General features: G+C 60.8%; 25 protein-coding genes. 6 read left to right on the top strand and 19 right to left on the bottom strand.

The features are described from left to right. Window positions 1–3: 3 nt before the first annotated feature. From MTP40_RS08700 to MTP40_RS08615, 18 genes are all read right to left on the bottom strand, one after another. Window positions 4–855: a hypothetical protein gene (locus MTP40_RS08700; RefSeq protein WP_207684121.1), complete on the bottom strand. Its 852-nt coding sequence runs from the start codon at window positions 853–855 to the stop codon at window positions 4–6. Continuing rightward, on the bottom strand, window positions 855–1,529 hold the full coding sequence (locus MTP40_RS08695) for a DUF4417 domain-containing protein (RefSeq protein ID WP_207684120.1): 675 nt from the start codon (window positions 1,527–1,529) through the stop codon (window positions 855–857). Before MTP40_RS08695 ends, MTP40_RS08700 begins: the two co-directional genes overlap by 1 nt. Window positions 1,530–1,679: 150 nt before the next feature. Beyond that, complete coding sequence (locus MTP40_RS08690) at window positions 1,680–1,889, bottom strand: hypothetical protein (RefSeq protein ID WP_207684119.1); 210 nt, start codon at window positions 1,887–1,889, stop codon at window positions 1,680–1,682. After that, a complete protein-coding gene (locus MTP40_RS08685; protein WP_249257148.1) occupies window positions 1,886–3,259 on the bottom strand; it encodes a DEAD/DEAH box helicase in 1,374 nt (457 codons plus the stop codon). Before MTP40_RS08685 ends, MTP40_RS08690 begins: the two co-directional genes overlap by 4 nt. A gap of 33 nt (window positions 3,260–3,292) precedes the next feature. Then, the gene (locus MTP40_RS08680; RefSeq protein WP_249257147.1) at window positions 3,293–3,691 is read right to left on the bottom strand and encodes a hypothetical protein; all 399 of its coding nucleotides are present in this window, start codon (window positions 3,689–3,691) and stop codon (window positions 3,293–3,295) included. A gap of 396 nt (window positions 3,692–4,087) precedes the next feature. Beyond that, window positions 4,088–6,490: a virulence-associated E family protein gene (locus MTP40_RS08675; protein ID WP_207684116.1), complete on the bottom strand. Its 2,403-nt coding sequence runs from the start codon at window positions 6,488–6,490 to the stop codon at window positions 4,088–4,090. Continuing rightward, window positions 6,487–6,753: a hypothetical protein gene (locus MTP40_RS08670; RefSeq protein WP_117533240.1), complete on the bottom strand. Its 267-nt coding sequence runs from the start codon at window positions 6,751–6,753 to the stop codon at window positions 6,487–6,489. Before MTP40_RS08670 ends, MTP40_RS08675 begins: the two co-directional genes overlap by 4 nt. Then, complete coding sequence (locus MTP40_RS08665) at window positions 6,750–6,956, bottom strand: hypothetical protein (RefSeq protein WP_147322501.1); 207 nt, start codon at window positions 6,954–6,956, stop codon at window positions 6,750–6,752. Before MTP40_RS08665 ends, MTP40_RS08670 begins: the two co-directional genes overlap by 4 nt. Window positions 6,957–6,961: 5 nt before the next feature. Continuing rightward, the gene (locus MTP40_RS08660; protein ID WP_249257146.1) at window positions 6,962–8,965 is read right to left on the bottom strand and encodes a DNA polymerase; all 2,004 of its coding nucleotides are present in this window, start codon (window positions 8,963–8,965) and stop codon (window positions 6,962–6,964) included. A gap of 59 nt (window positions 8,966–9,024) precedes the next feature. Then, window positions 9,025–9,570: a DUF2815 family protein gene (locus MTP40_RS08655; protein ID WP_117533237.1), complete on the bottom strand. Its 546-nt coding sequence runs from the start codon at window positions 9,568–9,570 to the stop codon at window positions 9,025–9,027. A gap of 2 nt (window positions 9,571–9,572) precedes the next feature. After that, window positions 9,573–10,727 (bottom strand): DUF2800 domain-containing protein, encoded by a 1,155-nt coding sequence (locus MTP40_RS08650; RefSeq protein WP_117533236.1) that lies wholly within the window; start codon window positions 10,725–10,727, stop codon window positions 9,573–9,575. After that, window positions 10,714–11,298, bottom strand: a complete 585-nt coding sequence (locus MTP40_RS08645; RefSeq protein ID WP_117533235.1) for a hypothetical protein — start codon at window positions 11,296–11,298, stop codon at window positions 10,714–10,716. Before MTP40_RS08645 ends, MTP40_RS08650 begins: the two co-directional genes overlap by 14 nt. Window positions 11,299–11,770: 472 nt before the next feature. Continuing rightward, window positions 11,771–12,394 (bottom strand): hypothetical protein, encoded by a 624-nt coding sequence (locus MTP40_RS08640; RefSeq protein ID WP_117533233.1) that lies wholly within the window; start codon window positions 12,392–12,394, stop codon window positions 11,771–11,773. Beyond that, window positions 12,391–12,582 carry a hypothetical protein gene (locus tag MTP40_RS08635; protein ID WP_117533232.1) on the bottom strand — a complete coding sequence of 64 codons (192 nt, stop codon included), beginning with the start codon at window positions 12,580–12,582 and terminating at the stop codon, window positions 12,391–12,393. The genes MTP40_RS08640 and MTP40_RS08635 overlap by 4 nt, the downstream gene beginning before the upstream one ends. Continuing rightward, complete coding sequence (locus MTP40_RS08630) at window positions 12,579–12,935, bottom strand: type II toxin-antitoxin system PemK/MazF family toxin (protein WP_117533231.1); 357 nt, start codon at window positions 12,933–12,935, stop codon at window positions 12,579–12,581. The genes MTP40_RS08635 and MTP40_RS08630 overlap by 4 nt, the downstream gene beginning before the upstream one ends. A gap of 2 nt (window positions 12,936–12,937) precedes the next feature. After that, entirely contained in the window at window positions 12,938–13,222 is a 285-nt protein-coding gene (locus MTP40_RS08625) for a hypothetical protein (RefSeq protein WP_117533230.1), read from the bottom strand. Further along, window positions 13,219–13,479: a helix-turn-helix domain-containing protein gene (locus MTP40_RS08620; RefSeq protein WP_117533229.1), complete on the bottom strand. Its 261-nt coding sequence runs from the start codon at window positions 13,477–13,479 to the stop codon at window positions 13,219–13,221. The genes MTP40_RS08625 and MTP40_RS08620 overlap by 4 nt, the downstream gene beginning before the upstream one ends. Window positions 13,480–13,484: 5 nt before the next feature. Continuing rightward, window positions 13,485–13,676, bottom strand: a complete 192-nt coding sequence (locus tag MTP40_RS08615) for a helix-turn-helix domain-containing protein (protein ID WP_207684114.1) — start codon at window positions 13,674–13,676, stop codon at window positions 13,485–13,487. 198 nt (window positions 13,677–13,874) lie between these two features. Between MTP40_RS08615 and MTP40_RS08610 the strand changes: the two genes are divergently transcribed. The 4 genes from MTP40_RS08610 to MTP40_RS08595 all read left to right on the top strand — a co-directional run bounded on the left by MTP40_RS08610 (window position 13,875) and on the right by MTP40_RS08595 (window position 18,275). Beyond that, a complete protein-coding gene (locus MTP40_RS08610; RefSeq protein WP_207684113.1) occupies window positions 13,875–14,528 on the top strand; it encodes a helix-turn-helix domain-containing protein in 654 nt (217 codons plus the stop codon). 429 nt (window positions 14,529–14,957) lie between these two features. Next, entirely contained in the window at window positions 14,958–16,028 is a 1,071-nt protein-coding gene (locus tag MTP40_RS08605; RefSeq protein ID WP_117533226.1) for a tyrosine-type recombinase/integrase, read from the top strand. 311 nt (window positions 16,029–16,339) lie between these two features. Then, window positions 16,340–16,978 carry a hypothetical protein gene (locus tag MTP40_RS08600; protein ID WP_207684112.1) on the top strand — a complete coding sequence of 213 codons (639 nt, stop codon included), beginning with the start codon at window positions 16,340–16,342 and terminating at the stop codon, window positions 16,976–16,978. 526 nt (window positions 16,979–17,504) lie between these two features. After that, window positions 17,505–18,275 carry a TraX family protein gene (locus MTP40_RS08595; RefSeq protein WP_207684110.1) on the top strand — a complete coding sequence of 257 codons (771 nt, stop codon included), beginning with the start codon at window positions 17,505–17,507 and terminating at the stop codon, window positions 18,273–18,275. A 62-nt stretch (window positions 18,276–18,337) separates the two neighbouring features. Here the strand turns inward: MTP40_RS08595 and MTP40_RS08590 are convergent, their stop codons facing one another. Beyond that, the gene (locus tag MTP40_RS08590) at window positions 18,338–18,529 is read right to left on the bottom strand and encodes a hypothetical protein (RefSeq protein ID WP_242700832.1); all 192 of its coding nucleotides are present in this window, start codon (window positions 18,527–18,529) and stop codon (window positions 18,338–18,340) included. An 83-nt stretch (window positions 18,530–18,612) separates the two neighbouring features. Here MTP40_RS08590 and MTP40_RS08585 point away from each other — a divergent pair, with 83 nt between their 5' ends. Both MTP40_RS08585 and MTP40_RS08580 read left to right on the top strand, forming a co-directional pair. Further along, entirely contained in the window at window positions 18,613–20,352 is a 1,740-nt protein-coding gene (locus tag MTP40_RS08585) for an ABC transporter ATP-binding protein (protein WP_207684109.1), read from the top strand. After that, entirely contained in the window at window positions 20,349–21,992 is a 1,644-nt protein-coding gene (locus MTP40_RS08580; protein WP_207684108.1) for an ABC transporter ATP-binding protein, read from the top strand. Before MTP40_RS08585 ends, MTP40_RS08580 begins: the two co-directional genes overlap by 4 nt. Window positions 21,993–22,010: the final 18 nt, after the last annotated feature.

Here is a 22,010-nt window from a genome sequence, read left to right as displayed (position 1 = left end):
ATTTTACCACACTTCGATTTCCAGTTCAATCACGCGCTTGCCAGAGCCGAGGGTGTGCGAGGGCCCGGTGCGGGTAGACCGGACACCGGTGATTTTGTGGTGTGTGCCAACGGCCAGAACGGCTTCCGACTGGCTGGGCTGGATGAACGCCGCCCGGGTGCTCTTGGCGGTGTGATACCGGATCAGCACCTCACGGTTACCGGAAACGGAGCCACCCTGGCCATGTTTGCCGGTGCTTCGCCTGCCGCCGGGCTGCGGCCAGAAGGGGTTGTCCCGGCTGTCGTAGGCTGTGGACTCCAGACAGTCGTTCGTCCAGGTCTTGCCCACCAGCGCCTTGCGCAGCTGGCTGTCGCTCATGCTCTGGTAGTTGTTGATCTTCAGGCGCTTCAGGAAATCGTCGTGGTCGGCGCGGTACAGGGTGGTTTCCTGCCCGATGGGCTTTGCCAGCTTGTCCACTGCATCCATCATGGCCTGCTGCCGCTTAGTCAGGGGCAGCCCGTTGGCTGCTGCCCAGTTGGCGTTCTGGCTCAACGCCTTGCCGTTGCTCTGCATGACCGGGTTGATGTAGTCGGTCACGCCTGCTGCCAGTGCCGGGTCACGCATCATCTGCCGCTGTGCGGCGCTCTCCATCGCGGAGACCTGCTGCGGTGTCAGGTGGCCGAAGCCGTTTGCACCGGTGGGCGGGCCTGCCTGCTGGGGCGCTGCTTGAACTGCCGGTGCTGCCTGAACTGCCGGTGCTGCCTGAACAGCAGGTGCCGCCTGAATCGTGGGCATTGCCTGTGCGGCTGCTGCGGGCGCTCCTGCGCCGCCTCCCATGCCCTGGGAACCTTTCATGCTGCTGCCTCTGCCGCCCATTACTGCGCCTCCTCTCTGGCCCTGACGCGGGCCGCCATGCTGTGCGGGAATGCCTGCCAGGCTACGTTGTGCTCCCGGAGCATCGCTGCCATCTCCTGCGGCACTTTGCCGTAGACCAGCAGCTCCTCCGGCTCGGTCTGCCGGATCAGCTCCGCCACGCCACGCAGGAGCCCTTGCAGTGCGTCCTTGTGCACCAGGCATCCCACCGTGCTCACAGCCACCGCGCCGCCCTTGCTGATGCCGTCGAAGCACCAGCGGAAGCTGTCCTCGTCCGACCAGCTTGCGGTGGGAATGGTGCAGACACCGTTGTGCTGAAGCCATGCGGTCAGCAGCTGGTTCCGGTAGTGGTTCCAGTGCTGGATGGGCGCGGGGAAGTCGGTGTAAAGCGAGAAGTCCGGGCCGATGACCAGCGGGCACTTCTCCAGCGCGTAGAGGTACCGCTCCGGCATCCTCCAGAATCGCTCGAACTGGTAGTCATCGAGGAAAAAGTGCACGCCTGCGTTCTCCGGGTGCTTGCAGGTCAGAAGCTCGTTGAAGCCGATCAGGTGGTCAACCCCGAAGGGCAGTGACAGGGCCTGGGTGACAGGGTATCCCGCCGGGGTCAGCTCGAGGCCGTCCAGCAGGAACCAGTTCACCAGCTGCCCTGTCCTCATCCTCTCGTTAGAAAAACCCATGCTCTGTCCTCCTGTGTGTTATCCAGAAGAGCATAGCATGGGTTTTGCTGTGAAAACGTTATGACTTGCGCACAGCGGCCCCTGCGGGCTTCTGTGCGGGGCTCTTGAGTGCGTTGCGGGAAGTTTGCCGCCTTGGGTGCTGCGCGGCTCTCAGAGGCGCTGCAGCTCCTTCCAGGCCCAGACCCGCAAGGTCTCAGGGGATATGCCGCCACCGTAGAGCAGTGCCGCTTTTTGCCAGCTGACCTTGCCCGGCCCGAGAAAAACGATCTCGAAGGCCCGGCGGGTCAGCGGGTCGGTGATCGTGTCAATGAAGCCCCGCCGCTGGGCGCGGGGAAGTCTGCGGAATGCCCGAATACTCACTTGCTGTCTCCTCTCTGCGCCGCCTTGATGTGGGTCTTGACGGCCTGCATCAGGCTGTTCTGGTCGGTGTCCTTGCGGTTCAGCGCCTTGACCACCATCTCGTCGGCACCACCCTTGACGATCAGCCGGTGAACGATGACGCTCTGGGTCTGGCCCTGGCGGTAGAGCCGCGCTTCGCCCTGGGCGTAAAGCTCCAGGCTCCAGGGCAGGCTGTACCAGATCAGGTGGTGACCGCCCTGCTGCAGGTTCAGTCCGTAGGCGCAGCTGGCGGGCTGGGCCAGCAGAACGTCCAGCTTTCCTGTGTTCCAGTCTGCGGCATCCTGCCCGGAGCGCAGCACGGCGAATCTGAGGCCCTTGTGGCGGGCTCTCAGGGTCTCGGTGAGCTGTTCCTCGTCGAAGCGGAAACCGTAAAACACGAGGGCTTTCTGGCCGTCCAGCGCGTCGATGAGCTCATCGAAAGCATCCAGCTTGCACCGGTGGATCTGGTGCACCGTGCCGTCCTCGTCGTACAGGCTGCCGTTGCACAGCTGGAGCAGCTTGCCGGTCAGGGCGGCCGCCTGCTGGGCGGTGATGGTCTCGCCGTCCACCTCCAGCAGGTAGTTCTTCTCCAGCTTCTTGTAGGCCGCCTTGGCGGGCTTGTCCAGCACCACGGGGATGTCGTCGGTGATCTTCTCCGGCAGGGTCAGGTGGTCGGCGGCTTTGAAGCTCAGGACGATGTCCTTGATGCGGCTCTCCACCGTCTCGGCGGCACCCTCCCGGGGCTCGTAGCTGTACTCGGTGGGCCAGAAGTAGGCCTGCCGGTAGTGGGTGATGTACCGGCCCAGCCGCTCCCCTTGGTCGAGCAGGTAGATCTGGGCCCAGAGGTCGAGCAGGCTGTTGGGCCTTGGCGTGCCGGTCAACTCGACCACTTTGTGGATGCGGGGACGCACCGCCTTGAGGGCTTTGAACCGCTGGGCGGCGTGGTTCTTGAAGCTGGATGCCTCGTCCAGAACCACCATGTCAAAGTTCCAGCCCCGGCCCAGTGTGTGAACCAGCCAGGGGACGTTCTCGCGGTTGATGATGTAAATATCCGCTGGGGCTTCCAGTGCGGCTTTGCGCTGCTTCTCTGTGCCCAGCACGGTGGAAATGCGCAGGTGCTGCAGGTGCTCCCATTTCTCTGCCTCATCCTGCCAGGTGGCTTCGGCTACTTTCTTCGGGGCGATGATGAGCGCTCTGCTGATCTCCAGCCGGTCGTAGATCAGCTGGTCGATGGCGGTCAACGTGACCACCGTCTTACCCAGGCCCATCTCCATCCAGAGCGCCACCCCGGGCTTCTCGAGGATCGCTTCGATGCCCGCCTGCTGATACGGGTGCGGGTGAAACTGCTGCATTGCTTTGACCTCCGTTTCTTTTAGGGCAGCGTGTCAGTCGTCGCTCTCCTCATCGTCAGGCCCTTCGCTGTGGTCTCCGATGAAGTGCCATGCTTTCATAGCCTCTTCATCTTCCGTCTGCCGCCGGAGGCTCTCGGCGCTGAGGTCTGCGGCCAACTGCTGCGCTTGGTATTTGTCGTTAACCTCGTGGCATGGGAAGCCAAAGCTCTGGATCTTCTCTCGCCACCACTCCTGCAATCCTCCCGCCTTGACCTTTGCCCCGGGTCGCTTGAGTTCCACAAAGGCGATGATGCCGCCGTGGAAGAGGATCATCCGGTCAGGTACACCTCTGTGTCCGGGACACACCCACTTCAGGCACAAACCTCCCTCGGCCTCCACGGCCTTGCGCAGGACGTTTTCGATGCTCTTCTCGAGGGGCTTATTTGTCGGCATTTTAGTTTCTCCTTTCGTGCTTGGGCTGAACATACAAACATACTCAAATCCTATAAAACCCTCACGCGAAGAATATAAAGCTCTCACGTGTATGCGCGTGCGCTCTTATTTCCTTTGATTTTTCCCTTTAAAGAGAAAAAGTGTGTATGTTGAGTATGTTTTGGCCTGAAAACCCGCATGGATGCTCGCTTTTTCGTGCATACAAACTTTTTGGCCTTTGTATGTTGGCTGTATGTTGTGTATGTTTTGACCGCTGCTGCTGCTCTTGTTTTCTTCGGTTTTCTTAATGTTTGCCGAGTTCTCTGTATGCTCGGTTTCGCCGACCTGCTCTGTATGTTCAGTATGTTTTTCAAAGCGGTTTCGGCGGGTTCTGTATGCTCGTTTTTGAACGGGTAATTACTCCGATTTTCTGCGCCAGATACGCTGCATTCCGTAGGGCCCGCAGCGCTGGGGATACTTGCCCGGAGCCCACCCCGGGAGGCTATTCAGCACGGCTGCAATGCGCTTGGACTGCTGCCGGTCGGGGGCCTTTCCGGTGCTGTCGAGCACCTCCCGCCAGACCTCGTTGACGCAGATCGAGGTGCGCTGCTGGGTGGCAGTTGCAGGGTCTGCGGGGCCGTTCTCCCACCAGCAGACCCGCTCGTCGATGGTGCGCTTGGCCCAGTCCAGAGGGAGGGGCTTGTCCAGAAAATCGAGAATGCTGCCCTCCCAGGGGTCGCGCTCGGTGTGCGCCTGCTGCTCTGCCAGAGCGGCCTTCTGCAGCTCATCCCGGAGGATCAGCTCCTCTCCCGCGTTGAATCGGGCCACCGCTTCGGCCCACAGCTGATCCACTTCTGCGGGGGTCAGATCATCGTGCACGACCCGTGTGCGCCGCTCGTAGCTGCAATCTATGGGCCAATATCGGCGGTTGCCGGTGGCATCGCGGAGAAAATCGGAGCTGTTGGAGGTACCGAAGAACACGCACCTGCGGGGGTACTGCACCGTTCTCCGGCCATAAGCGGCCCGGTATCTGTCCTCCGTCTGGCTCAGGAACTGCTTGGCCGCCTCGGATTCGCTCCTGCTGAAAGCCGTCATTTCGCCCAGCTCTACGATCCAGACACCCCGCAGGTTCTCCCGGGCCTCCTTGCCGTCGAAGCTGGTGATGCTGTCGTTGAACCACTCCTTGCCCATCCGGCTGAGGAGCAGGCTCTTGCCGATGCCCTGCTTGCCGCTGAGGATGCAGATCTGGTCGAACTTGCAGCCTGGGCGGAAACACCGGGCCACCGCAGCAACGAACATCTTCCTGGTGACCGCGCGAGTGTAGCTGCTGTCCTCCGCGCCTAAGTAGTCGATGAACAGAGTGTCCAGCCGCTCGGTGCCGTCCCATGTAAGCCCGCTCAGGTACTCCCGCACCGGGTCTTTGGCGTGGCGGCCTCCGGTCAGCGCCACCGCGTCGGCGGCTTTATTGACCCCACTGAAGTGGTAGGCCGTCTCCAGATACCAGCGCACGCCAGCGTCGTCCTCGTCGCTCCAGTCCCGCTCCTGGGTCTTGTCGCTCCAGGGGAAGGGGCCCTTGCACCGCAGCCGCTCCGAGAAGGTATCCGACCAGATCCGGCCTTTGAGCACCGGGTCGTGCTCGAGGATGAGCCAAGCATTTTGAATGGTGCAGGCAATCGCGCCCTTCTGGGTGCGGTCGAGCTTTTCCTGCCACTTATCCGGGTCGGTGTCCTCCTCGGGCAGCGGCTCGAAGCCCTCCATCGCGTGGTCTACGGTCTCCTGCCGCAGCAGGGCCGCCGTGGGGCCGTCGTTCTCGGCCAGGGCCCGCATCTGTTGCCAGCTGGGGAGGGACGCTGCGGGTGTGCCCGGCGCGGCATCGGCATCCAGCTGACCGAAGAGGTGGATTCGCACCAAATCCCAGGCATTCAGCAGCTTGCCGCCTGCGGGGTCGGTGCTGTGGTGGCTGTAGATGAAGTTGCCTTTGTCGTAAAGCACCGCGCCCGCCGTGGTGCTGCCTGCGGCGTAGGTCAGGCGGCCTGCGCCTGCATCCACGTACACACCGGGGAGAAACTTCTCAATCGCTGCGGGCACGTCGTAAGTCCGGCAGAAAGCGCCCACCACGCCCTGCTTGGCGGTGGGGTCGGCTTGCTTGCCGCCGGGCAGCTTGACCGTCTCAGCGGAGCAGGCGGGCCATTGGCGCACGTCGTGCCAGTCCTCGTAAAGCCAGAGGGTGTCGTCCACGCTGATCCGGTCACCGTCCTCGGTGGCCTCGCAGACCCACTGGCTGTCGCTGCTGCGGCTGGGCCAGTACATCAGGCGCTCGGCTTCAAAGGTGGTTTTGTCGAACACCTGCATGGTGGGGTCGAGCATCTGGGCCACCATTCGGGCGCAGGGCTGGTACTCCTCTGGCTGCATCACGCGGTCGGTGGGGAAGATGGCCCGCAGCCGTGGGTGCTCCGGGTCGTGCTTCCGGGTGGAATAGACCGCTGCTGTGCCCAGGGCCTTGATGGCGGCCACCCACTGCTGTGTGCTGCCGGGGGCGCAGCCGTCCATGTCCAGCGTGATCAGGCTGCGCCCGGTGCAGCAGCCGCGGCGGCGCAGGCCGTCCCGCAGGCTGCCGCCCACAAAGCCGCCCACGTCCTTGCGCTTGTCCTGCTCTGCCTTGGACAGGGCCATGTACTCGGCGTGGGTCTCAGTGCTGGCGTTGTTGTACATCCGGGCCGACAGGCTTTCGGTGAAGTCCTCCCAGGTCATAAGATCCTGCGCCCAGCTGGATGCCCATCGGCTGCCGCCCACGCTGATCTCAATTGGTGTAGCGCTCATTTGTCCTCCTCCTTCAGCGGGCCATAGCGGAAGCGGTGCGCGTTCCATCTGGCCTTTGCATCAATCTGCGTGCTGCCGCGCTCGCCGACCCTGCCGCAGCGGGTGCAGACCACCGACCAGCCTCCGTCGGCTGCGTACCTGCTGCTCTTGCGGTACTTGGTCAGCCCGACCGTCCCGTCAGTCCTCACCCCGACACCGTAGGGCAGGGCCCCGCAGGTGCAGGGGCACACACCTGAGTTGTCGGGTGGATAAGTCTTGCTCATCGTCTGCTCTCCCTCCATTCCTTTTGGGTGAGAATGTGTAAATCTAAGCTGCGGATGATCCGCATTGCCAACGCTACGCCGTGAGCATCACCGAAGCGTTTCTGCGTAAACAGGGCATCATACTCTGCTGACAACCGGGTCAGTGCATCCTCCTTCGAGATTGCGTAGACAGCCGCCTTGTCGGAAATCATGGAGTTTTTCATCGTCCTCAGTCCTTTGTAAAGAAGTCACCGTACCAGCCTGCCGCGTTCAGGGGCAGCCCCTCGGCCCAGGGCGGCACAATGCTCATAATGCGTACCACGTTGTCCAGCGCGGCCTCTGCGTCCTGCGTGGTCGGCAGCTCGATGATGACCTCGTCGTGGACGTGGAACACCACCTGGTACCCAGCCCGTCGGAGGTTGTCCAGCGCGAAAGCCAGGCAATCCCGGCCCACAGCTTGGGTGAGGTTCTCGGTCAACTTGCCACCGTAGGTCTCGGCTTCCCGCCAGCTGCCCGTGTCCCACTCCTTATAAGTAATGCGGTCATCCGGCGTGGTGCCGGGGTCGGCGTAGAAGAGCTTGCGCCCGCTGGGCAGCTGCATGGTCAGAAACGGGAAGGGGAACCCGAGGGCCAGCTCCTTGCGGAGCGTCACCCCTACTCGGGGTACGGTAGTCCTGCCGGTGCGGATGGTGTGCACGGCGGCTTTCTGCATCGTATCCCAGAGCTTGCAGATGCTGGGGTTCTGCCTGCGCCAGCGCCGGACGATGTCCATCAGGCCGTCGTCGTCCAGGCCCAGCTGATCGCCGCCCATCCGTTTCATGGCCCCGACACCGCCCTGGTAGCCCAGGGCCAGCGTTGCCACCTTGCCGCGCTGGCGGTACTTGTAGTTGGGGTTGCCCTTGACGATGCTGTCGAAGGGCACACCGAAGATGCGGGCTGCGGTGGCCTCGTAGATCTTGCCGGTGGTGCGGAAAACGTCCAGCACCCACTCCTCACCAGCCAGCCATGCGATCAGCCGGGCCTCGATGGCCGAGAAGTCGGCATCTACGAAGGTGCACCCTTTGCCGGGCACCAGCGCTGTGCGGATCAGCTGGCTCAGAGTGTCGGACACATTGTCGGTCAGCAGAGCTAACGCTTCGGGGTCGTGTAGCTTTACAATGCTGCGCCACTCAGCTTGATGGTCGAGGTAAGTGCGGGGCAGGTTCTGCACCTGAAGCAGCCGCCCGGCCCAGCGCCCTGTCCGGTTGGCCCCGTAGAATTGCAGGGTGCCACGCACCCGGTGGTCAGGGCCCGCGCTGGCTGCGATGGTCTCGTACTTGGTGTTGCTGGTCTTGCCCAGCTGCTGCCGGAGCTCCAGCACCCTGCGCACGTCGCTGGGCAGCTCTCCGGCCAGCGCGTGGGTCACATCCTCTTTTGTCAGCCCCGGCAGCTCTATGCCCCGGTTGTGGAGCCAGCCGAGGAGCTGGGCACGGCTGCCGGGGTTGGTCAGCCCGGTCAGTGTCTTGCTCTCGGCGGTCTGCTCCTCCGTGATCAGCGCAGAGCAGGCGAGGGCTCCCTCTACCAGGGCCATATCCACAGCCACGCCCCGGGCGTTCATCTCCACATCCTCCCGCCACTGCTGCATGATGCTCTCGGGAACCGGCCAGGGAGCCAGCTTCCGGTCGTTGGCCCGCTCAGCGATCACGTCCATACCGTTGTACCTGCAGAACAGCCGCCACTTATCGGGGTCGTGCTGAGGCAAGTTGCGGGTGCGCCCGCCGTTGCGCTTTGTGGGCTTGCAGGGTTTACAGAAGTAAGTGATCAGCGCCTTGCCCTCTTTCATCTTGAGGGCATCCTCCGGCTGCTGCAGTACCTGACCCAGCGCACCCAGCTGGGCGGGCAGGCCGCAGTAGAGGGTGTGGATCATGCTGCATTCCCACTGCTGCAGCCAGAGCACCCGCTGTCCCCAGCTCAGGCCCATGGCCTCCGACAAGCACCACCACTCAAACGCAGCATTGTGCGCCCGCTTGGTGTAGCTGGCATCCAGCAGCCACGGCAGCTGCTCCCGAAGGAAATGTGCCGTGTCTGGCCAGGTTGTCAGGTCGATGACCGTTGGAGTGTCCAGATCTTCGTTGACATAGCCCAGCAGCAGGATCTGAAAGTCTGGGTCTTGGGCGTATCGGTAGGCACCGACCTTGGCGATGTCCTGCGGCGAGTAGGTTTCTATATCCACCGTGATGATCGGTTTCTTCACGGCTGCCTCCTTTCAAAAAGGCCGGAGGCCCGTTGTGCGGAGCCTCCGGTGGGTGATACTCAGTTCAGAAAATCGTCGTCCTCGTCGGTCAGCACCTCGAAGCCGTCCAGGTTGTTGCCTCCGCTCAGGCGCTCGCCGTCGCGGATCTTCTGGATGACTTCCAGCCCTGCGCCGATGCCCCGGTTGCCGCTGGCGCTGTAGGAGAAGAAGCCGACCTTGACCTTGGCGTAGCAGCCGCTGTACACCTCGTCCTGATCCAGCACTTCGTTGCAGGCCCGGTCGATGATCCGGGGACGGCGGTCTGCGTTGGCGTTGGCGTTGATGAACCAGCAGCCTGCGTAGTTCTCGTCGTCCTTCTCCTCGTCGCCGTCACGCAGGGGCTCTTTCAGCTTGGGCGGCAGCTTGCCACCCCACTTTGCCAGGGATGCGGGGTCGGTCTTGATGGCCTCGATGGCCTTGCGGATGGCGGCCAGGGCGTTGGTGTCACTCTTCTTAATGAGCAGGCAGCAGCTGTACTTGGGGTCGCCGGTGCCGTTCACTTGCTTGGGCTCCCAGATGTTGGCGTAAGACAGACGGCAGGGAATGATAACTTCGTTGGTGTTCATGGTTAGTCCTCCTCGGGCTTGAAGCCCTCTAAACGATCGTAGGCGGGGCGGGGGTCACTGGCCTGTGCCAGCTTGGGAGTCCCCGGGGCCTTGGTGATAAAGGCCGACATGGTTTCGGCAAACTTCTTTTTGCCGATCATCTTCTCGGCCACGGTCAGGGAGATGGGTGTGCGTGTGTACAGCATGGCCTCGTCGATGCCGTCCGCCTGCATCTGCTGGAAGGCGGCATCTTGGTCTGTCCACTTGCGGGTGCTGCGGCCCTGTACTAGCTTCCATCCGGGCAGGGCACGGCCCTCCATCAGCGCCTGCTGGGCGTACTCTTCCAGATCCCTGGCGTAGGCGGCCAGACCTTCCAGCTTCTGCAGCCACTCGCCCAGCTCCTCGTCAGAGAGTGTAGCGGGTTCCGGGTAAGGCTCAAATCCGGCCAGCGGGCCGTACTTGTCCTTCCATGCCCGGCAGGCGGGGTGTGCCTTGCAGAAGCGGCAGTGGGGGCCGGTGCAGAACTCGCCCTTGCCCTTCCATGCCATCTCAGCGGCAGGCTGCAGCACCTCCCGTGCCCAGGTGAGAAGGTCGGCCAGGGAAACCACCCAGGTCTGGGGCTCCTCCTGCATCCGGGGCTGTACGATGCTCAGGCGCACTGTGCTGACCTCCTCGATGCCCTCAAAAAGGGCGTAAGCTCCGAGGGCGTAGTACATGAGCTGCGGGTTGCGCTCCGGGCTCACCGGCACGCCCTGCCCGTACTTGAAGTCGATGATGTGCAGGATGCCGTCGCCGATCAGCAGGCAGTCGCAGGTGCCGAAGCCGCCGGGCACCCACTGGCTCACGTCCACCTCCTGCTCGATGAACACCTCGGGCTGGTGGAGGTAAAGCCCCCACTGGAGGTACACAAACTCCACGTATTGGTTGGCGGCGTTGACCATCTCTGTCAGTGTCGGTTGATGCACCCAGTCGGTTAGCAAGTTAAAGGGTTTTCCGTTCTCCCAGTCTTTGAGCTTGTGACGGAGCGCAGTTTCACATACCTCGTGCGCCTGTGTGCCCTCTTCGGCGTACTTGCTGGTCTCCCCGGGCAGATTCTCGGTGGCCCGGGCGCTGGGCGGACAGGCGATCCACCGGGCCGCGCTGGAGGCCCCCAGCAGAGCGTGTTTAATTGGAGGCATTTGCGTCCACCTCGTCTTTCAGCTTGAGCAGCTCCTCCCAGACGCTGGTGTAGCTGTCAGGCGGCAGCTTAGAGATGGATGCAGCACCGGTGGCTTTGATGGCCGCCTGAACCCCTGCCCGCTTGCCAGCCACGATCAGGCTGCGGGCCAGATCACGGATCTTGTTCAGCATGGCGGGGTCAGTGACGGAGCCGTTTGCAACCGCCGGGGTGGTCGCTGTTGCCGGAGGTGCAGAGGGGGCAGCAGGGGCGGTCGTAGTCGCAGCAGCACCCGCATTCTGGGCAGGTGCACTCGTAGGGTTTGCAGGCTCCTCCGCAGGGGCGACTGCGGGCTCCCGTGTGGGCTTTTTGGCTTTGGCGGTGGTCTGCGCCTTGGGCTTGTCCGGCTGCTGCACAGGCTCGCTCTGGGGCAGCGGAGAGGTGTGCCGGGGAAGCTCGGCTGCGGTCATGGTGTGGGTCTCGACCCCGCCGTTGGGTGAGGTGTTGACGTTGATGGTCATGCCGCCCAGCTGGGTCAGGGTGTCCAGCAGTTCGGCTGGGGTTTCGCCGCTGATAGTCAGTGTGAAGTTCATAGTCATGCTCCTTTTATAAAAAGATTCTGTTGACTCTACGCTTTGCAGTTCGGAGCTGTATCTTTGCCATTGCCACGCCTCGCCATCGTCGCGCTGCCATGCCTTTGCTAAGCCAATCTTCGCGTCGCGATGCTATGCCATTGCTGTTCAGCGCAGAGCCAAGCCTTTGCCACCGCGTCGCACCACGAATCCAAGCATCTCCTTTGCGCTACTTTACGCCGCTAAGCCATGCCGTCGCTAAGCCATGTTATGCCGAGCCTTTGCAGAGCGAAGCATCCCGTCGCAATGCCTTTGCCATACAAAGTCATGCCTTGCCTTTGCAATACGAAGCCTCGCCATGCCTTGCCGTTGCTATGCTTCCACAGCAGTGCTTTGCCGTCGCATATCTGGGCAATGCCATCCGTTGCCGTTGCCATGCCGGGCCGGGCATTTCCTTGCCGTTGCGTCGCACGGCAGCCCAATGCCTTTGCAGTCAGCCGAGAATCTCGTAGGTGAAGCGGCCTTTACCAGAGTTGCGCCACTGGCCCAGGCCCCGGAGCTTGCCGTAATCCAGCCACTCCATCACCGCTTTTTCGTGGGCATCGTCCATGCAGGTGATCTCGAACTCGCAGGTCGAACCAGCTGGAATCTGCTCGGAGTTGGCAAGGCTCACGCGTTCGCCCTGGGCTGTCTGGGCCCGCAGGGGGCGCTGGCACTCGGTCATCTCTCCGCTGAGGATCAGAGGGATCTGGCGGGGCCCGACAAAAATCAGGCCGTCGATGATCTTCTTGTAGGCTGTCAGCTTGCCGGATTCGTTCACTGCTTTCTTCTTGCCCTTCTCGTCTTTGCCGCCGATGCGCCCCAGCATACCGCAGGAGTCCTTAAAGAACCCCTTGAGCTGGTAATCGTATAAGATCGGCTGCCCCGCCTCGTTGCGGGGGAATACTGTCATTGCCCTATCGGCTGCGGCATCTGCGCCCAGGGCGGCCACCTCATCCTCGATGGTGGAAGCGTCGGGGCCCTTGGATGCGATGTACTCGCGGGCCACGTTCGGGTTGGCAGGCCAGGTGCCGAGCAGCGGCTCGGTGAAGGTCAACTTGACTTTGATCGTTTTCATTCTGAAAAATCCTCCTTTTTCAGCTTTTCAACGTAGAATGTGTACTTGCTGCTAATGCCTGCCCGGGCATGGCTGACTGTGCTGTAAAAGACCCCCATTGTCATACCCAGGGCTTTGGCACACTGCGGGCCGGTACCGCTGGCGATGACCTCCTCGGTCGAAGCCTCGTATACCGTGTACCAGGTCATAATCCGAGCGCGCTCCGGAGCGCTGCATCGAGGCGGCGCATGTCCGCGTCGGTCAGGTGGCCGAGGTACTGCTGCAGATCGGCTCGGTCTGCGCCGTGTACCTGCCTCGGCAGGGCCATGCTCGGCTCACCGTAGCCCAGAAGAAGGACGTTGTCGCAGAATCCGTCGCCCCGGGCCAGCCTTGCGGGGCTGGAGGTCATGGGAACCACCGTCGCCGTGCTGCCGGTCTGGTTGGCGCTGTCGCTGCTGACCACGATCACCGGTCGGTCGCCCCGGATCAGGCAGGTGTCTGCCGGTTTGCGGTGGGTGTCACTCATCCACCAGATGTCTCCGCGTCTCTTGTCAGAAAACATGCTCAGTCCTCCTGTTCGCGGTTCTGCCGGTAGGCTGTGCAGTCTACCTTGCCGTAGCTCTGGCGCTTGTACCGCTCATTGTCAGTCAGCAGGCTGTGTAACGATAAGGCCAAGCCTGCAGCCAGGGCAAATACCAGGAACGGAGCCGCCTGGGCAGCTTCTGTCGAGCTCCAGCTGCCCCACTGGGTCAGGGCGTGTGCTGCGACCGTGCAGGCTCCCTGCGCCACCTTGACCGCCCCGATGAGAGCGAGCAGCGCAATGCTGCCGGTGATCGTGATCTTTTTCACTGTGATTCCTCCTTTTCGATGTCGGGGAAGAAGTAAGCCCCGACCTGCTCCTGCGGGATGTTCAGCACCCGGCAGATGGTCTTGATCTCGTCGGATGTCCAGGGCATCGTGCCCCGCATCCGGCGGCTGAGAGTTGACTGGGCGATCCCGGTGGCCTGTGCAAGCTCGGAATCGAACAGCCCGTAGTCCCGGAATCTTGCCCGCAGCCGCCAGAAGGGGCTCTGATGAAAGCTGCCCAGTGGCGTGCTCGGTGTCATGGCGGTCACTCCTTTTCGGTCAGCAGCTTCTGGATGGCTGCTCTGAAGGTGTTCTCCGCGCCTGCGGGGTTGCGCCGCTTGTTCAGCACCATACTGACGTACTCTGGGGTGACACCTGCGGCTTCGGCGAGGTCGCTGCGGCTGATGTTGTTGTCCTTCATCATCGCGAAAACCTCAGCTTGCCAGGATAGGTTCATGTAAATGTACTCCTTTCTTTGCAAAAAAGTGTTTACAAAAATAAACCCTTATGGTATACTCAGGTTGTGAAGTTGAGCTTAAAGTCTATTTTCGTGAACCGCTGTGCACAGTATAGTTCATCCGAGTAGACTTTTCAAGCCCTAAAAGTGCATTTTATTGAACTTTGACGATTTGCACAAAGTCTATGGAGGTAAACTATGTTTTATGACAAGTATCGCCAGCTTTGCAAGTCCGTGGGAAAAAGCCCCTCTGCCGTGGCCATAGAGCTGGGTATCAGTAAGGGCACGGTGTCAACCTGGAAGAACCTGGGGCGAACCCCGCAGGTGGCGCAGCTACAAAAAGTGGCGGATTATTTCCATATTACGGTTGACCAGTTGCTCGATGAAAACAAAAACGCCCCCGTGGCGAAAAGCCACGAGAGCGCTGACTGGAAGCAGAGAGTGGGAGCTACACCGTGCAACGTGGCACAGGTAGCGCCGCTGCTGGGGACAGTCCGGGCGGGACTGCCCATGTATGCCGAGGAGAACATTGAGGGTTATATTCCGATCCGGCAGACCGACGGTGCAAAATATTTTTGGCTGAACATCCGGGGCGATAGCATGAACGCTGCGGGGATGAATGATGGCGATCAGATCCTGGTGCGCGAGCAGCCTGAAGTGGAGAATGGCGAGATCGCGGTGGTGCTAGTGAACGGCGACGAGGCCACGGTAAAGACCTTCCGGCAGGAGGGGAACCTTGTGATCCTGACACCCCGTAGCTCCAACCCGGTGCACCAGCCGCAGGTGTATGACCTGAAGAAAACGCCGGTGCAGGTTCTGGGCCGGGTGATCGAGTGCCGGAAGGTCTACTGACCTCCCTCCCGGGGCGTGGGCAACCTGAAACAAAGCATACAGAAATTCTTATAAACCTTACGCGGGCGTGCATCAAGCGCACTCGCGCGTGTATATATTCTTATTTTCTTCTATTTAGGGTCAGGATAAGGGTTTGAGTATGTTTCAGTATGTTTTGCCTAAAAACCCGCATGAACACTCACTTTTTCGTGACTACAAACGTTGCGCAGGTTTGTATGCGACTGAATGTTGCAAACAACTAGAATTTTGTTGCGTGGGTAGCGACCTGCTGCCCGTGCCTGAAAATGCAAAAACGCCCCCGGTGTTGGCGCACCGAGAGCGTTTAGATAGATCAGGCTCACCCGGAAGGTGATACACAGACCAGACATCTGTATTGTAGCACCTCCGGCTGGGCTTGTCAAAGTGTACCTGTCTTTCGGAGGTGTTTATATGGGAAAAAGAACAAATACGGCTGTCTGGATGGAAAAGCAACAGCGCTGGCAGATCAAAGTGCAGAAGAACGGGGAGCGGAGAGCGTTCACGTCAGCTACACCGGGCAGGACGGGACAGCGTGAGGCAAATCGCAAAGCCGATGCCTGGCTGGATGACGGCATCGCAAATACGCGGGTGCTGGTGGAGAATGTTTACGTGCAATGGATCGGGGAACTGAAGCTGACGACCAGCCGCTCGAACTGGGAACCGGTAGAAAGCCGCTGGAAAGTTTGGGTTAAACCGGTAATCGGTCGCCGCCGGGTTGAAGATCTGACCGAGGCACAGATGCAGACTGCGGTGAACCGTGGCTATGCGGGTGGCTTGAGTCGAAAATATCTCCGTTCCATGTGCGCTGATCTCCGGGCGTTCTGCAAGTGGATGAGACTGGGCAAAATGTCCACGCTATACCCGGAATCGCTACACGTGCCGAAGGGGGCCAGGTCGAGGGAAAAGACCATCTTGCAACCGGAAGATCTGAGAATTCTCTTTGCCATTGATACCACCCTGTGGCGTGGGATGACCGTGCCAGATCCTTATATCAACGCATACCGGTTCAGCGCGGTCACCGGGATGCGCCCGGGGGAGATGATCGGCCTGCGTTGGAGGGATGTAAAAGGCTCTGTGATCCAGATTCACCGGGCCATCAATTCCAGAGGGGAAGTGACCCGGGGCAAAAATGACAACGCCCTTCGTGCGGTACAGTTGACTCCGACGGCGGAGGAGATTCTGGCCGCGCAGCGTCTGCTGACAGGTGGGTCAGACTCAGTGTTCGGCATCAACTCAGAGAACACCTTCCGACACCGCTGGAAGCGCTACTGTGAGGTCAACGGACTTTCCTACGTTCCGCCGTATAATCTGCGGCATACCTTTGTGAGCATGGCCAAGACGCTACCGGAAGGTGCTGTAAAGCCTTTGGTCGGTCACTCCCGCCAAATGGACACCTACGGTATCTACGCCCATCTGATCGAGGGCGAAGAAAAGGAGACCACTGCCGCGCTGGAATCAGTGCTTCAGAAAATATTGCGGTAACCCACTTTAGTAACCCACTTTTTCTGGTAAAGCGTGAGCATCAAACGCCACCGGTGAATATCGGTTTTTCAAAATGGCGCATTTTCGTCAAAAATGCTACGGCGTATCCTCTCCCGGCAGTCCTTGACCGGGTTCGAGTCCCGTATCCTGCTCCAGAAAATAGCGCTCCAACGTGTGGTAAAGAACATGTTGGGGCGCTTTGCATTTTGATGCACTTTTGGCGGGCGGCTTGTGCTTTGCCGGAAAATATGGTTCAATAGAGGAAAACAGGCGGGAACGCACAGTGAACAAGACAAAACGAGGTGGATACAATGAATCTGAAAGAAGCATTCCGCTATCAGAACAAGCTGCAGGCCCTTTTGGATGAGGCCCAGGGCATTCTGGACTGCGATTCCAACGTGACGAATGTGGCCAACACCTACCTGCGCCACAAGGTCATGGCAGAGGCTGAGGACGAGACAATCCTGGACTTGCCCCAGACCGAATATGCCCAGCAGATCACCGATATTGCCCGGTTCATGCTCTATCTGCTGGAGGAGAAGGGCCGCCTGTTCGCTGCCATCCGCAAGGCAAAGGATGCGCTGGACATGGATATGGACAGCGAGGTCAGCTTGAACGCTGCGCGGCAGAGCGTGGCGCGCACCTTCAAGCGAATGAACGACCTGCGCAGCTCCGAGCAGCTGCTTTCCGGCGGCGGTACCGGCTACCGTTTCAATGCGGAGGGCAACCAGATCGCCTACCGCTGTGATGTGAAGCGAGTGACCACCATCAACTATGACCGCAAGGTCATCCATGCTGCTCTGGGCAAGCTGAACCGGCAGGCGGACGAGACCTCCAACCGGATCGACCTGTGCCTTGTGACCTCCCGTGTGGACTATGCAGTCCCCTTTGATGTGAACGCCAGCTTTGCCGAAGCATTTGAGACCTATCTGGAAAGCACCAATGCCTGAATAAACGCTCCACCGGCTATTTTGGGTGCGGCAAGCGCCGGGTGCGCGGCTGCCGGTTCAGGTGCAGATGAACGATAACGCTGCACAGTTCCGCAAGGAAGTTTCGGTCCGGTTCACCTTACGAGCCAGCATAATTGAAAAAATCTTGCGTTCGGCTTTTCCGCCACCGCCAGACGTTTCTTCGCCGAAACCGTCCTTTGCCCTTTCCCGCATTCCTGCTTTTGTGCTTACGTCTCCATGGGCAGGCAGGCAAGCCACCCTTTCTGAATTTGCCCCGCAGACTGCTGCGGGAGCATTTTTCCGCCTGCGGGGCGGGTGCACTGCATCCCCCATTTTGCAGGCAGAGCAAATGGCAGAAGCTGCCCTGGATGCTTGCCGTATCCAAAATGGCCGGTGCAAAACCGGAGGGATAAGCGATGAAGAATTGCAGCCCCGGCAGTTTTTACCGCCGGGGCTGCAATTCTTGGAGGGAGTCGTTCGTATTCCAGACAAAGCAACTGAATTTAGACAAAGACGAGGTATGATCATGTCAACCAAACCGATTCGTCCCGCTGCCGCAAATTGCATTGACCTGAGTGCAGCAGCGCTTCATCTCATTGCCATGGCGCTGATGCTGATGGATCACCTGTGGGCGACACTTCTGCCGGCGCAGGACTGGCTGACCTGCGCCGGGCGGCTGGCGTTCCCTATCTTTGCATTTATGGCAGTGGAAGGCTACTTTCATACCCGGAATCTGAAGCGTTATGCCCTGCGGCTGCTGTTGTTTGCACTGCTTTCGGAAGTGCCCTTTGATCTGATGTATGGCGGGACATGGTTCTACCCGGTGCATCAGAACGTCATCTGGACGCTGCTGCTGGGGCTTCTGGGGGTGCATCTGATGGAAACGATGCGCAAAAAGCAGAAAACAGGGCTGTACCTGCTGGTATCCGCTCTTGTGGTGGTGGCGGGCGCGGTGCTGGGCACGCTGGGCATGGTGGATTACTACGGTGCCGGTGTGCTGACCGTGTTCGCTTTTTACATTTTCCGGGGCCGGAAATGGTGGTGCCTGCTGGGACAGGTGCTGACCCTGTACTGGATCAACGTGGTGCTTCTGGGCGGGCTGATGTACCCCATCCGGCTGTTCGGCATGGAGTTTGAGCTGTGTCAGCAGGGGCTTGCGCTGCTGGCGCTGGTGCCCATCTGGCTGTATCGCGGGCGGCAGGGCTGCCACAGCAAACCGTTCCAGTATGCCTGCTACGCCTTTTACCCGGTACACATGCTGCTGCTTGTGCTGGCGCTGAATTTCGTGAACCGATAAGAACGTAACTGTTATCCCTGCGGGCTATGGGTGCCCGCAATCTGATGGTATCCCGGGGGGATCTATTCTGCACTTTCCTGAGTCTGCTCTGTGGGCTTGATGGTCTTGACCCGCAAGGTGAAATACAGAAGATGGCAGACCCACACCACTGCAATGCAGATCCTGCCGACGGGAGCATTTTTCATACAAAGAAAACCGATCGCCATGACAGCGGTGACCATTGAAATGATCTTGCATTTTGTTCCTGCTGTCATGGCTTTTTTCTGAACAAAGCTGTCCAGATGCTTTTTGTACCGTGGTATACTGAATGGAACACCCACAGGAGGTAAAATGCCCCATGAAAAAAGATAAATCGTTCCGCCCGGACCGGGTCCTCTCCTATTTCAGGGTGGAGTGGTTCCCGCTGCTCCTTGTGACCCTTTCGGGCCTTGTCTATAACATCGGTCTGCTGGCCGCGCCATGGTTCGAGGGCCGGTTGGCCCAGTGCCTGGCGGATATCCTGGGCGGCAGTGAGACTGCTGCCCAAATGGCGCTGCTGGTGCTGGCCTACATTGCGGTCACACTGCTGGTGCAGGCGGCTCGCTTCGTCAAACGTTTTTATGTGCGCCGCTTTGCCAACAACATCAACCGCCGGATGAAGGGCATCCTGTACGCCAATCTGGTGCGGCAGAGCCGGGCAGCGCTGGAAAAAGAGGGGGCCGGTGAGCTGATGACCAAGGCCATCGCCGATGTGGACGACTGCGTGGAGGGAATGCGCAAGTTCACCACGGAGGTGTTCGACACCGGTGTGGCGCTGGCGGGCTATGCGGTCATGCTGCTGGTGTACGACTGGCGGCTGGCGATCCTGGGCCTGCTTTTTACTCCCGTGTCCTATGTCTGCGCGGCAGGGATGAAAAAGCCAGTGCAGCGCGCCGGTGCAGCTTATAAAAAGGCCGCCGGTGCTCTGAGCAGTGCCACGCTGGACCGTGCCCGGAATGCCGTGACCTACCGCATCTACGGCTGCGAGGAGGCCCGGATGGAAAAATACGAGGAGGCCCTGAGCCTTTCCGAAAAGACTGCCGTGCGGAACAACGTGTGGCAGTCCGCTCTGCCGCCGCTTTATCTGGCGGCATCCGAGGCAGGGACCCTGTTCATCCTGTGGTTCGGCGCAAAGAATGTGCTGGGCACCGGCTGGAACCACTGGGATATCGCCGCCTTCACCACCTTCCTTTCCTGTTTTACCAAGCTGGTGGTCAAATCCTCCAAGGTGGCCAAGCTCTTCAACGCGGTGCAAAAGGCAGAGGTCTCCTGGAAGCGCATCAGACCCCTGATGAAAACGCCCGAGCAGCTGGATGCCCTGCAGATCCCGGCGGCACAGGAGGTAACACTGAAAAAACTCGCCTTTTCCTATGGGGAAGAGCCTGTCTTTTCCGGCCTGAGCCTGACGGCCCACCCCGGCGATATCGTCGGCATCACCGGCCCGGTCGCCTGCGGAAAATCCACCCTTGGCCGCGTATTCCTCTGCGAAGCGCCCTATCAAGGCTCAGTCTGCTTTGGCGGCAGAGAGCTTTCCGCCCTGACCCCGCGCCAGATCGCCGCCACGGTCGGGTATCTGGGCCATGACCCGGAACTGAGCGCCGACACCGTGCAGAATAATGTCCTCTGCGGCAGCGAACAGGATGCCATGCCGTGGCTTGCAGCCGCTGCCCTGAAGGAGGAAGTGCTGGCCATGGAAAAGGGTACGGAGACGGTCATCGGCAGCGGCGGCACCCGCCTTTCCGGCGGGCAGGCACAGCGTCTGGCATTGGCCCGGACGCTGGCCCATCCCCGCCCGGTGCTGGTGCTGGATGACCCCTTCTCGGCACTGGACCGCAGCACCGAGGATGCGATCTTTGCCGAGCTGCAGGCGTATGCCAGGGATAAGGTGGTGTTCCTGATCTCCCACCGGCTGTACCATTTTCCGCAGATGCAGCAGATCATTTTTATGGAGGGCGGCAGAACCACCGTTGGCACCCACGGGGAGCTGATGGCAGCGGTTCCGGTCTACCGCCAGCTGTACGAAAGCCAGACCGGCCTGAAAGGGGGAGAGGGCGCATGAAAAAGAAAAATGATCACGGCGTGTTTGCTGCCGTCCGGATGGCAGCGGCTTCGCACCGCCTTCTCACGGTGGGCACGGTGCTGTGTGTGGCAGCTTCGGTGGCGGCATCCCTGCTGCCGCCCCTGCTGCTGGCCCGGGTCATCGATCGTCTGACCGCGGGCCTCCCGCTGTCCTTTCTGGCCGTGCTGCTCTACTTCGGCAGCCTTGCACTGGAAGGCGTGCTCACCTCGGCGCAGGAAAGCCTGCTGGTGCTCTTTGGCCAGAGGATGACCCATGCCCTGCGCTCGGAGATGTCCCGGAAGCTGAGCCGCCTGCCCGCCGGTACACTGGCAGAGCAGAATCCCGGCGAGGTGGCCGCTCGCTTTTCGGGCGATGTGGACACGGTGGAAGCCCTGTTCACTTCCGGCATCATCAGCATGGCAGCAGATGCCTGCCGCATCGTCTCCATCATGGGGGTCATTGCGGTGAAAAACACCGGCCTTGCACTGATCCTGCTGCTGGTTCTGCCGCTGTTTGCCGTGTTCACCCGTCACGTCCAGAAGCGGATGCTGGCCGCGCAGCTGGACAACCGCCGCGCAGTCGCCGCTGTCTCCGGGCAGGTGCCCGAGACCCTGCACAACATCCGCACCATCCGGGCGCTGGGGCTGGAGGATTACATGGAGCGCCGGTATGACCGGTGCATCGGTGACAGCTATGCCGCCATGGAGCGCACCAATTTTTATGATGCCGTCTATTCGCCGGTGGTGCTGCTGCTGAATGCTGCTGTGGTCGGCATCGTGATGCTGCTCTCCACTTCGGGGAACGCACAGCTTCTGACCCTGTTCGGCATGTCGGTGGGCACCTCGGTGGCCGTCATCAACTACATCTCCCGCATCTTCGCCCCCATCGAAAGCCTGGGCATGGAGATCCAGACCATCCAGTCGGCCATGGCGGGTGTCAGGCGCATCGATGCCTTTCTCGACCAGCCGGAGCGCACGATCCCTCCCGCGCGCAGGGAGGCTGCCCGGGGCGATGTGGAATTTGCACACGTCACCTTCGGCTATGGGGAACGGCACGTTCTGAAGGATTTTTCCATGACCGTGAAACAGGGGGAGCAGGTCACGCTGGTGGGCCGCACCGGTGCGGGCAAGAGCACCGTGTTCAAGCTCCTGCTGGGCCTGTATCAGCCGGAGAACGGTACGGTGACCATCGGCGGCGTGAAGGTGGGGGACATCACCGACCGGGAGCGCCGCACCTGCATCGGCTGTGTGGAACAGCATTTCTCCCGCGTGCCGGGCACCGTGCTGGAACAGATCACGCTGGGAGACCCGCAGATCACCGGGGAAATGGCAAGGGCTGCCGCCGCACTGGCCGGGATCGATGCTGCCATCCGGGCTCTGCCGGAGGGCTATGACACTGTCTGTACCGAGGGCATCTTCTCGCAGGGCGAGTGGCAGCTGCTGTCCATTGCCCGTGCCGCCGCCGCAGACCCCGCCGTGCTGCTGCTGGATGAGATCACCGCCAATCTGGATGCCGAAACGGAGGCCCGCGTGCTGGAAGCTCTGCGCCGCGCGTCTGCAGGCCGCACGGTGCTCTCCGTCTCCCACCGCGTCTATGAAAATCTTGGCGGCAGAACGATCGAGATCAGGACCCGGGAATGACGTATGATAAAAACGCCC

Source organism: Faecalibacterium sp. IP-3-29, assembly GCF_023347335.1.
GTDB lineage: Bacteria > Bacillota > Clostridia > Oscillospirales > Ruminococcaceae > Faecalibacterium > Faecalibacterium duncaniae.
This window is presented reverse-complemented; position numbering and strand designations above follow the sequence as displayed.

What these genes read in the sequence shown, in the direction of transcription:
- MTP40_RS08700 (WP_207684121.1), bottom strand. Translation starts at nt 855, where the DNA reads ATGGGCGGCAGAGGCAGCAGCATGAAAGGTTCCCAGGGCATGGGAGGC.
- MTP40_RS08695 (WP_207684120.1), bottom strand. Translation starts at nt 1,529, where the DNA reads ATGGGTTTTTCTAACGAGAGGATGAGGACAGGGCAGCTGGTGAACTGG.
- MTP40_RS08685 (WP_249257148.1), bottom strand. Translation starts at nt 3,259, where the DNA reads ATGCAGCAGTTTCACCCGCACCCGTATCAGCAGGCGGGCATCGAAGCG.
- MTP40_RS08680 (WP_249257147.1), bottom strand. Translation starts at nt 3,691, where the DNA reads ATGCCGACAAATAAGCCCCTCGAGAAGAGCATCGAAAACGTCCTGCGC.
- MTP40_RS08675 (WP_207684116.1), bottom strand. Translation starts at nt 6,490, where the DNA reads ATGAGCGCTACACCAATTGAGATCAGCGTGGGCGGCAGCCGATGGGCA.
- MTP40_RS08670 (WP_117533240.1), bottom strand. Translation starts at nt 6,753, where the DNA reads ATGAGCAAGACTTATCCACCCGACAACTCAGGTGTGTGCCCCTGCACC.
- MTP40_RS08665 (WP_147322501.1), bottom strand. Translation starts at nt 6,956, where the DNA reads ATGAAAAACTCCATGATTTCCGACAAGGCGGCTGTCTACGCAATCTCG.
- MTP40_RS08655 (WP_117533237.1), bottom strand. Translation starts at nt 9,570, where the DNA reads ATGAACACCAACGAAGTTATCATTCCCTGCCGTCTGTCTTACGCCAAC.
- MTP40_RS08650 (WP_117533236.1), bottom strand. Translation starts at nt 10,727, where the DNA reads ATGCCTCCAATTAAACACGCTCTGCTGGGGGCCTCCAGCGCGGCCCGG.
- MTP40_RS08645 (WP_117533235.1), bottom strand. Translation starts at nt 11,298, where the DNA reads ATGAACTTCACACTGACTATCAGCGGCGAAACCCCAGCCGAACTGCTG.
- MTP40_RS08640 (WP_117533233.1), bottom strand. Translation starts at nt 12,394, where the DNA reads ATGAAAACGATCAAAGTCAAGTTGACCTTCACCGAGCCGCTGCTCGGC.
- MTP40_RS08635 (WP_117533232.1), bottom strand. Translation starts at nt 12,582, where the DNA reads ATGACCTGGTACACGGTATACGAGGCTTCGACCGAGGAGGTCATCGCC.
- MTP40_RS08630 (WP_117533231.1), bottom strand. Translation starts at nt 12,935, where the DNA reads ATGTTTTCTGACAAGAGACGCGGAGACATCTGGTGGATGAGTGACACC.
- MTP40_RS08620 (WP_117533229.1), bottom strand. Translation starts at nt 13,479, where the DNA reads ATGACACCGAGCACGCCACTGGGCAGCTTTCATCAGAGCCCCTTCTGG.
- MTP40_RS08615 (WP_207684114.1), bottom strand. Translation starts at nt 13,676, where the DNA reads ATGAACCTATCCTGGCAAGCTGAGGTTTTCGCGATGATGAAGGACAAC.
- MTP40_RS08610 (WP_207684113.1), top strand. Translation starts at nt 13,875, where the DNA reads ATGTTTTATGACAAGTATCGCCAGCTTTGCAAGTCCGTGGGAAAAAGC.
- MTP40_RS08605 (WP_117533226.1), top strand. Translation starts at nt 14,958, where the DNA reads ATGGGAAAAAGAACAAATACGGCTGTCTGGATGGAAAAGCAACAGCGC.
- MTP40_RS08600 (WP_207684112.1), top strand. Translation starts at nt 16,340, where the DNA reads ATGAATCTGAAAGAAGCATTCCGCTATCAGAACAAGCTGCAGGCCCTT.
- MTP40_RS08595 (WP_207684110.1), top strand. Translation starts at nt 17,505, where the DNA reads ATGTCAACCAAACCGATTCGTCCCGCTGCCGCAAATTGCATTGACCTG.
- MTP40_RS08590 (WP_242700832.1), bottom strand. Translation starts at nt 18,529, where the DNA reads ATGACAGCAGGAACAAAATGCAAGATCATTTCAATGGTCACCGCTGTC.
- MTP40_RS08585 (WP_207684109.1), top strand. Translation starts at nt 18,613, where the DNA reads ATGAAAAAAGATAAATCGTTCCGCCCGGACCGGGTCCTCTCCTATTTC.
- MTP40_RS08580 (WP_207684108.1), top strand. Translation starts at nt 20,349, where the DNA reads ATGAAAAAGAAAAATGATCACGGCGTGTTTGCTGCCGTCCGGATGGCA.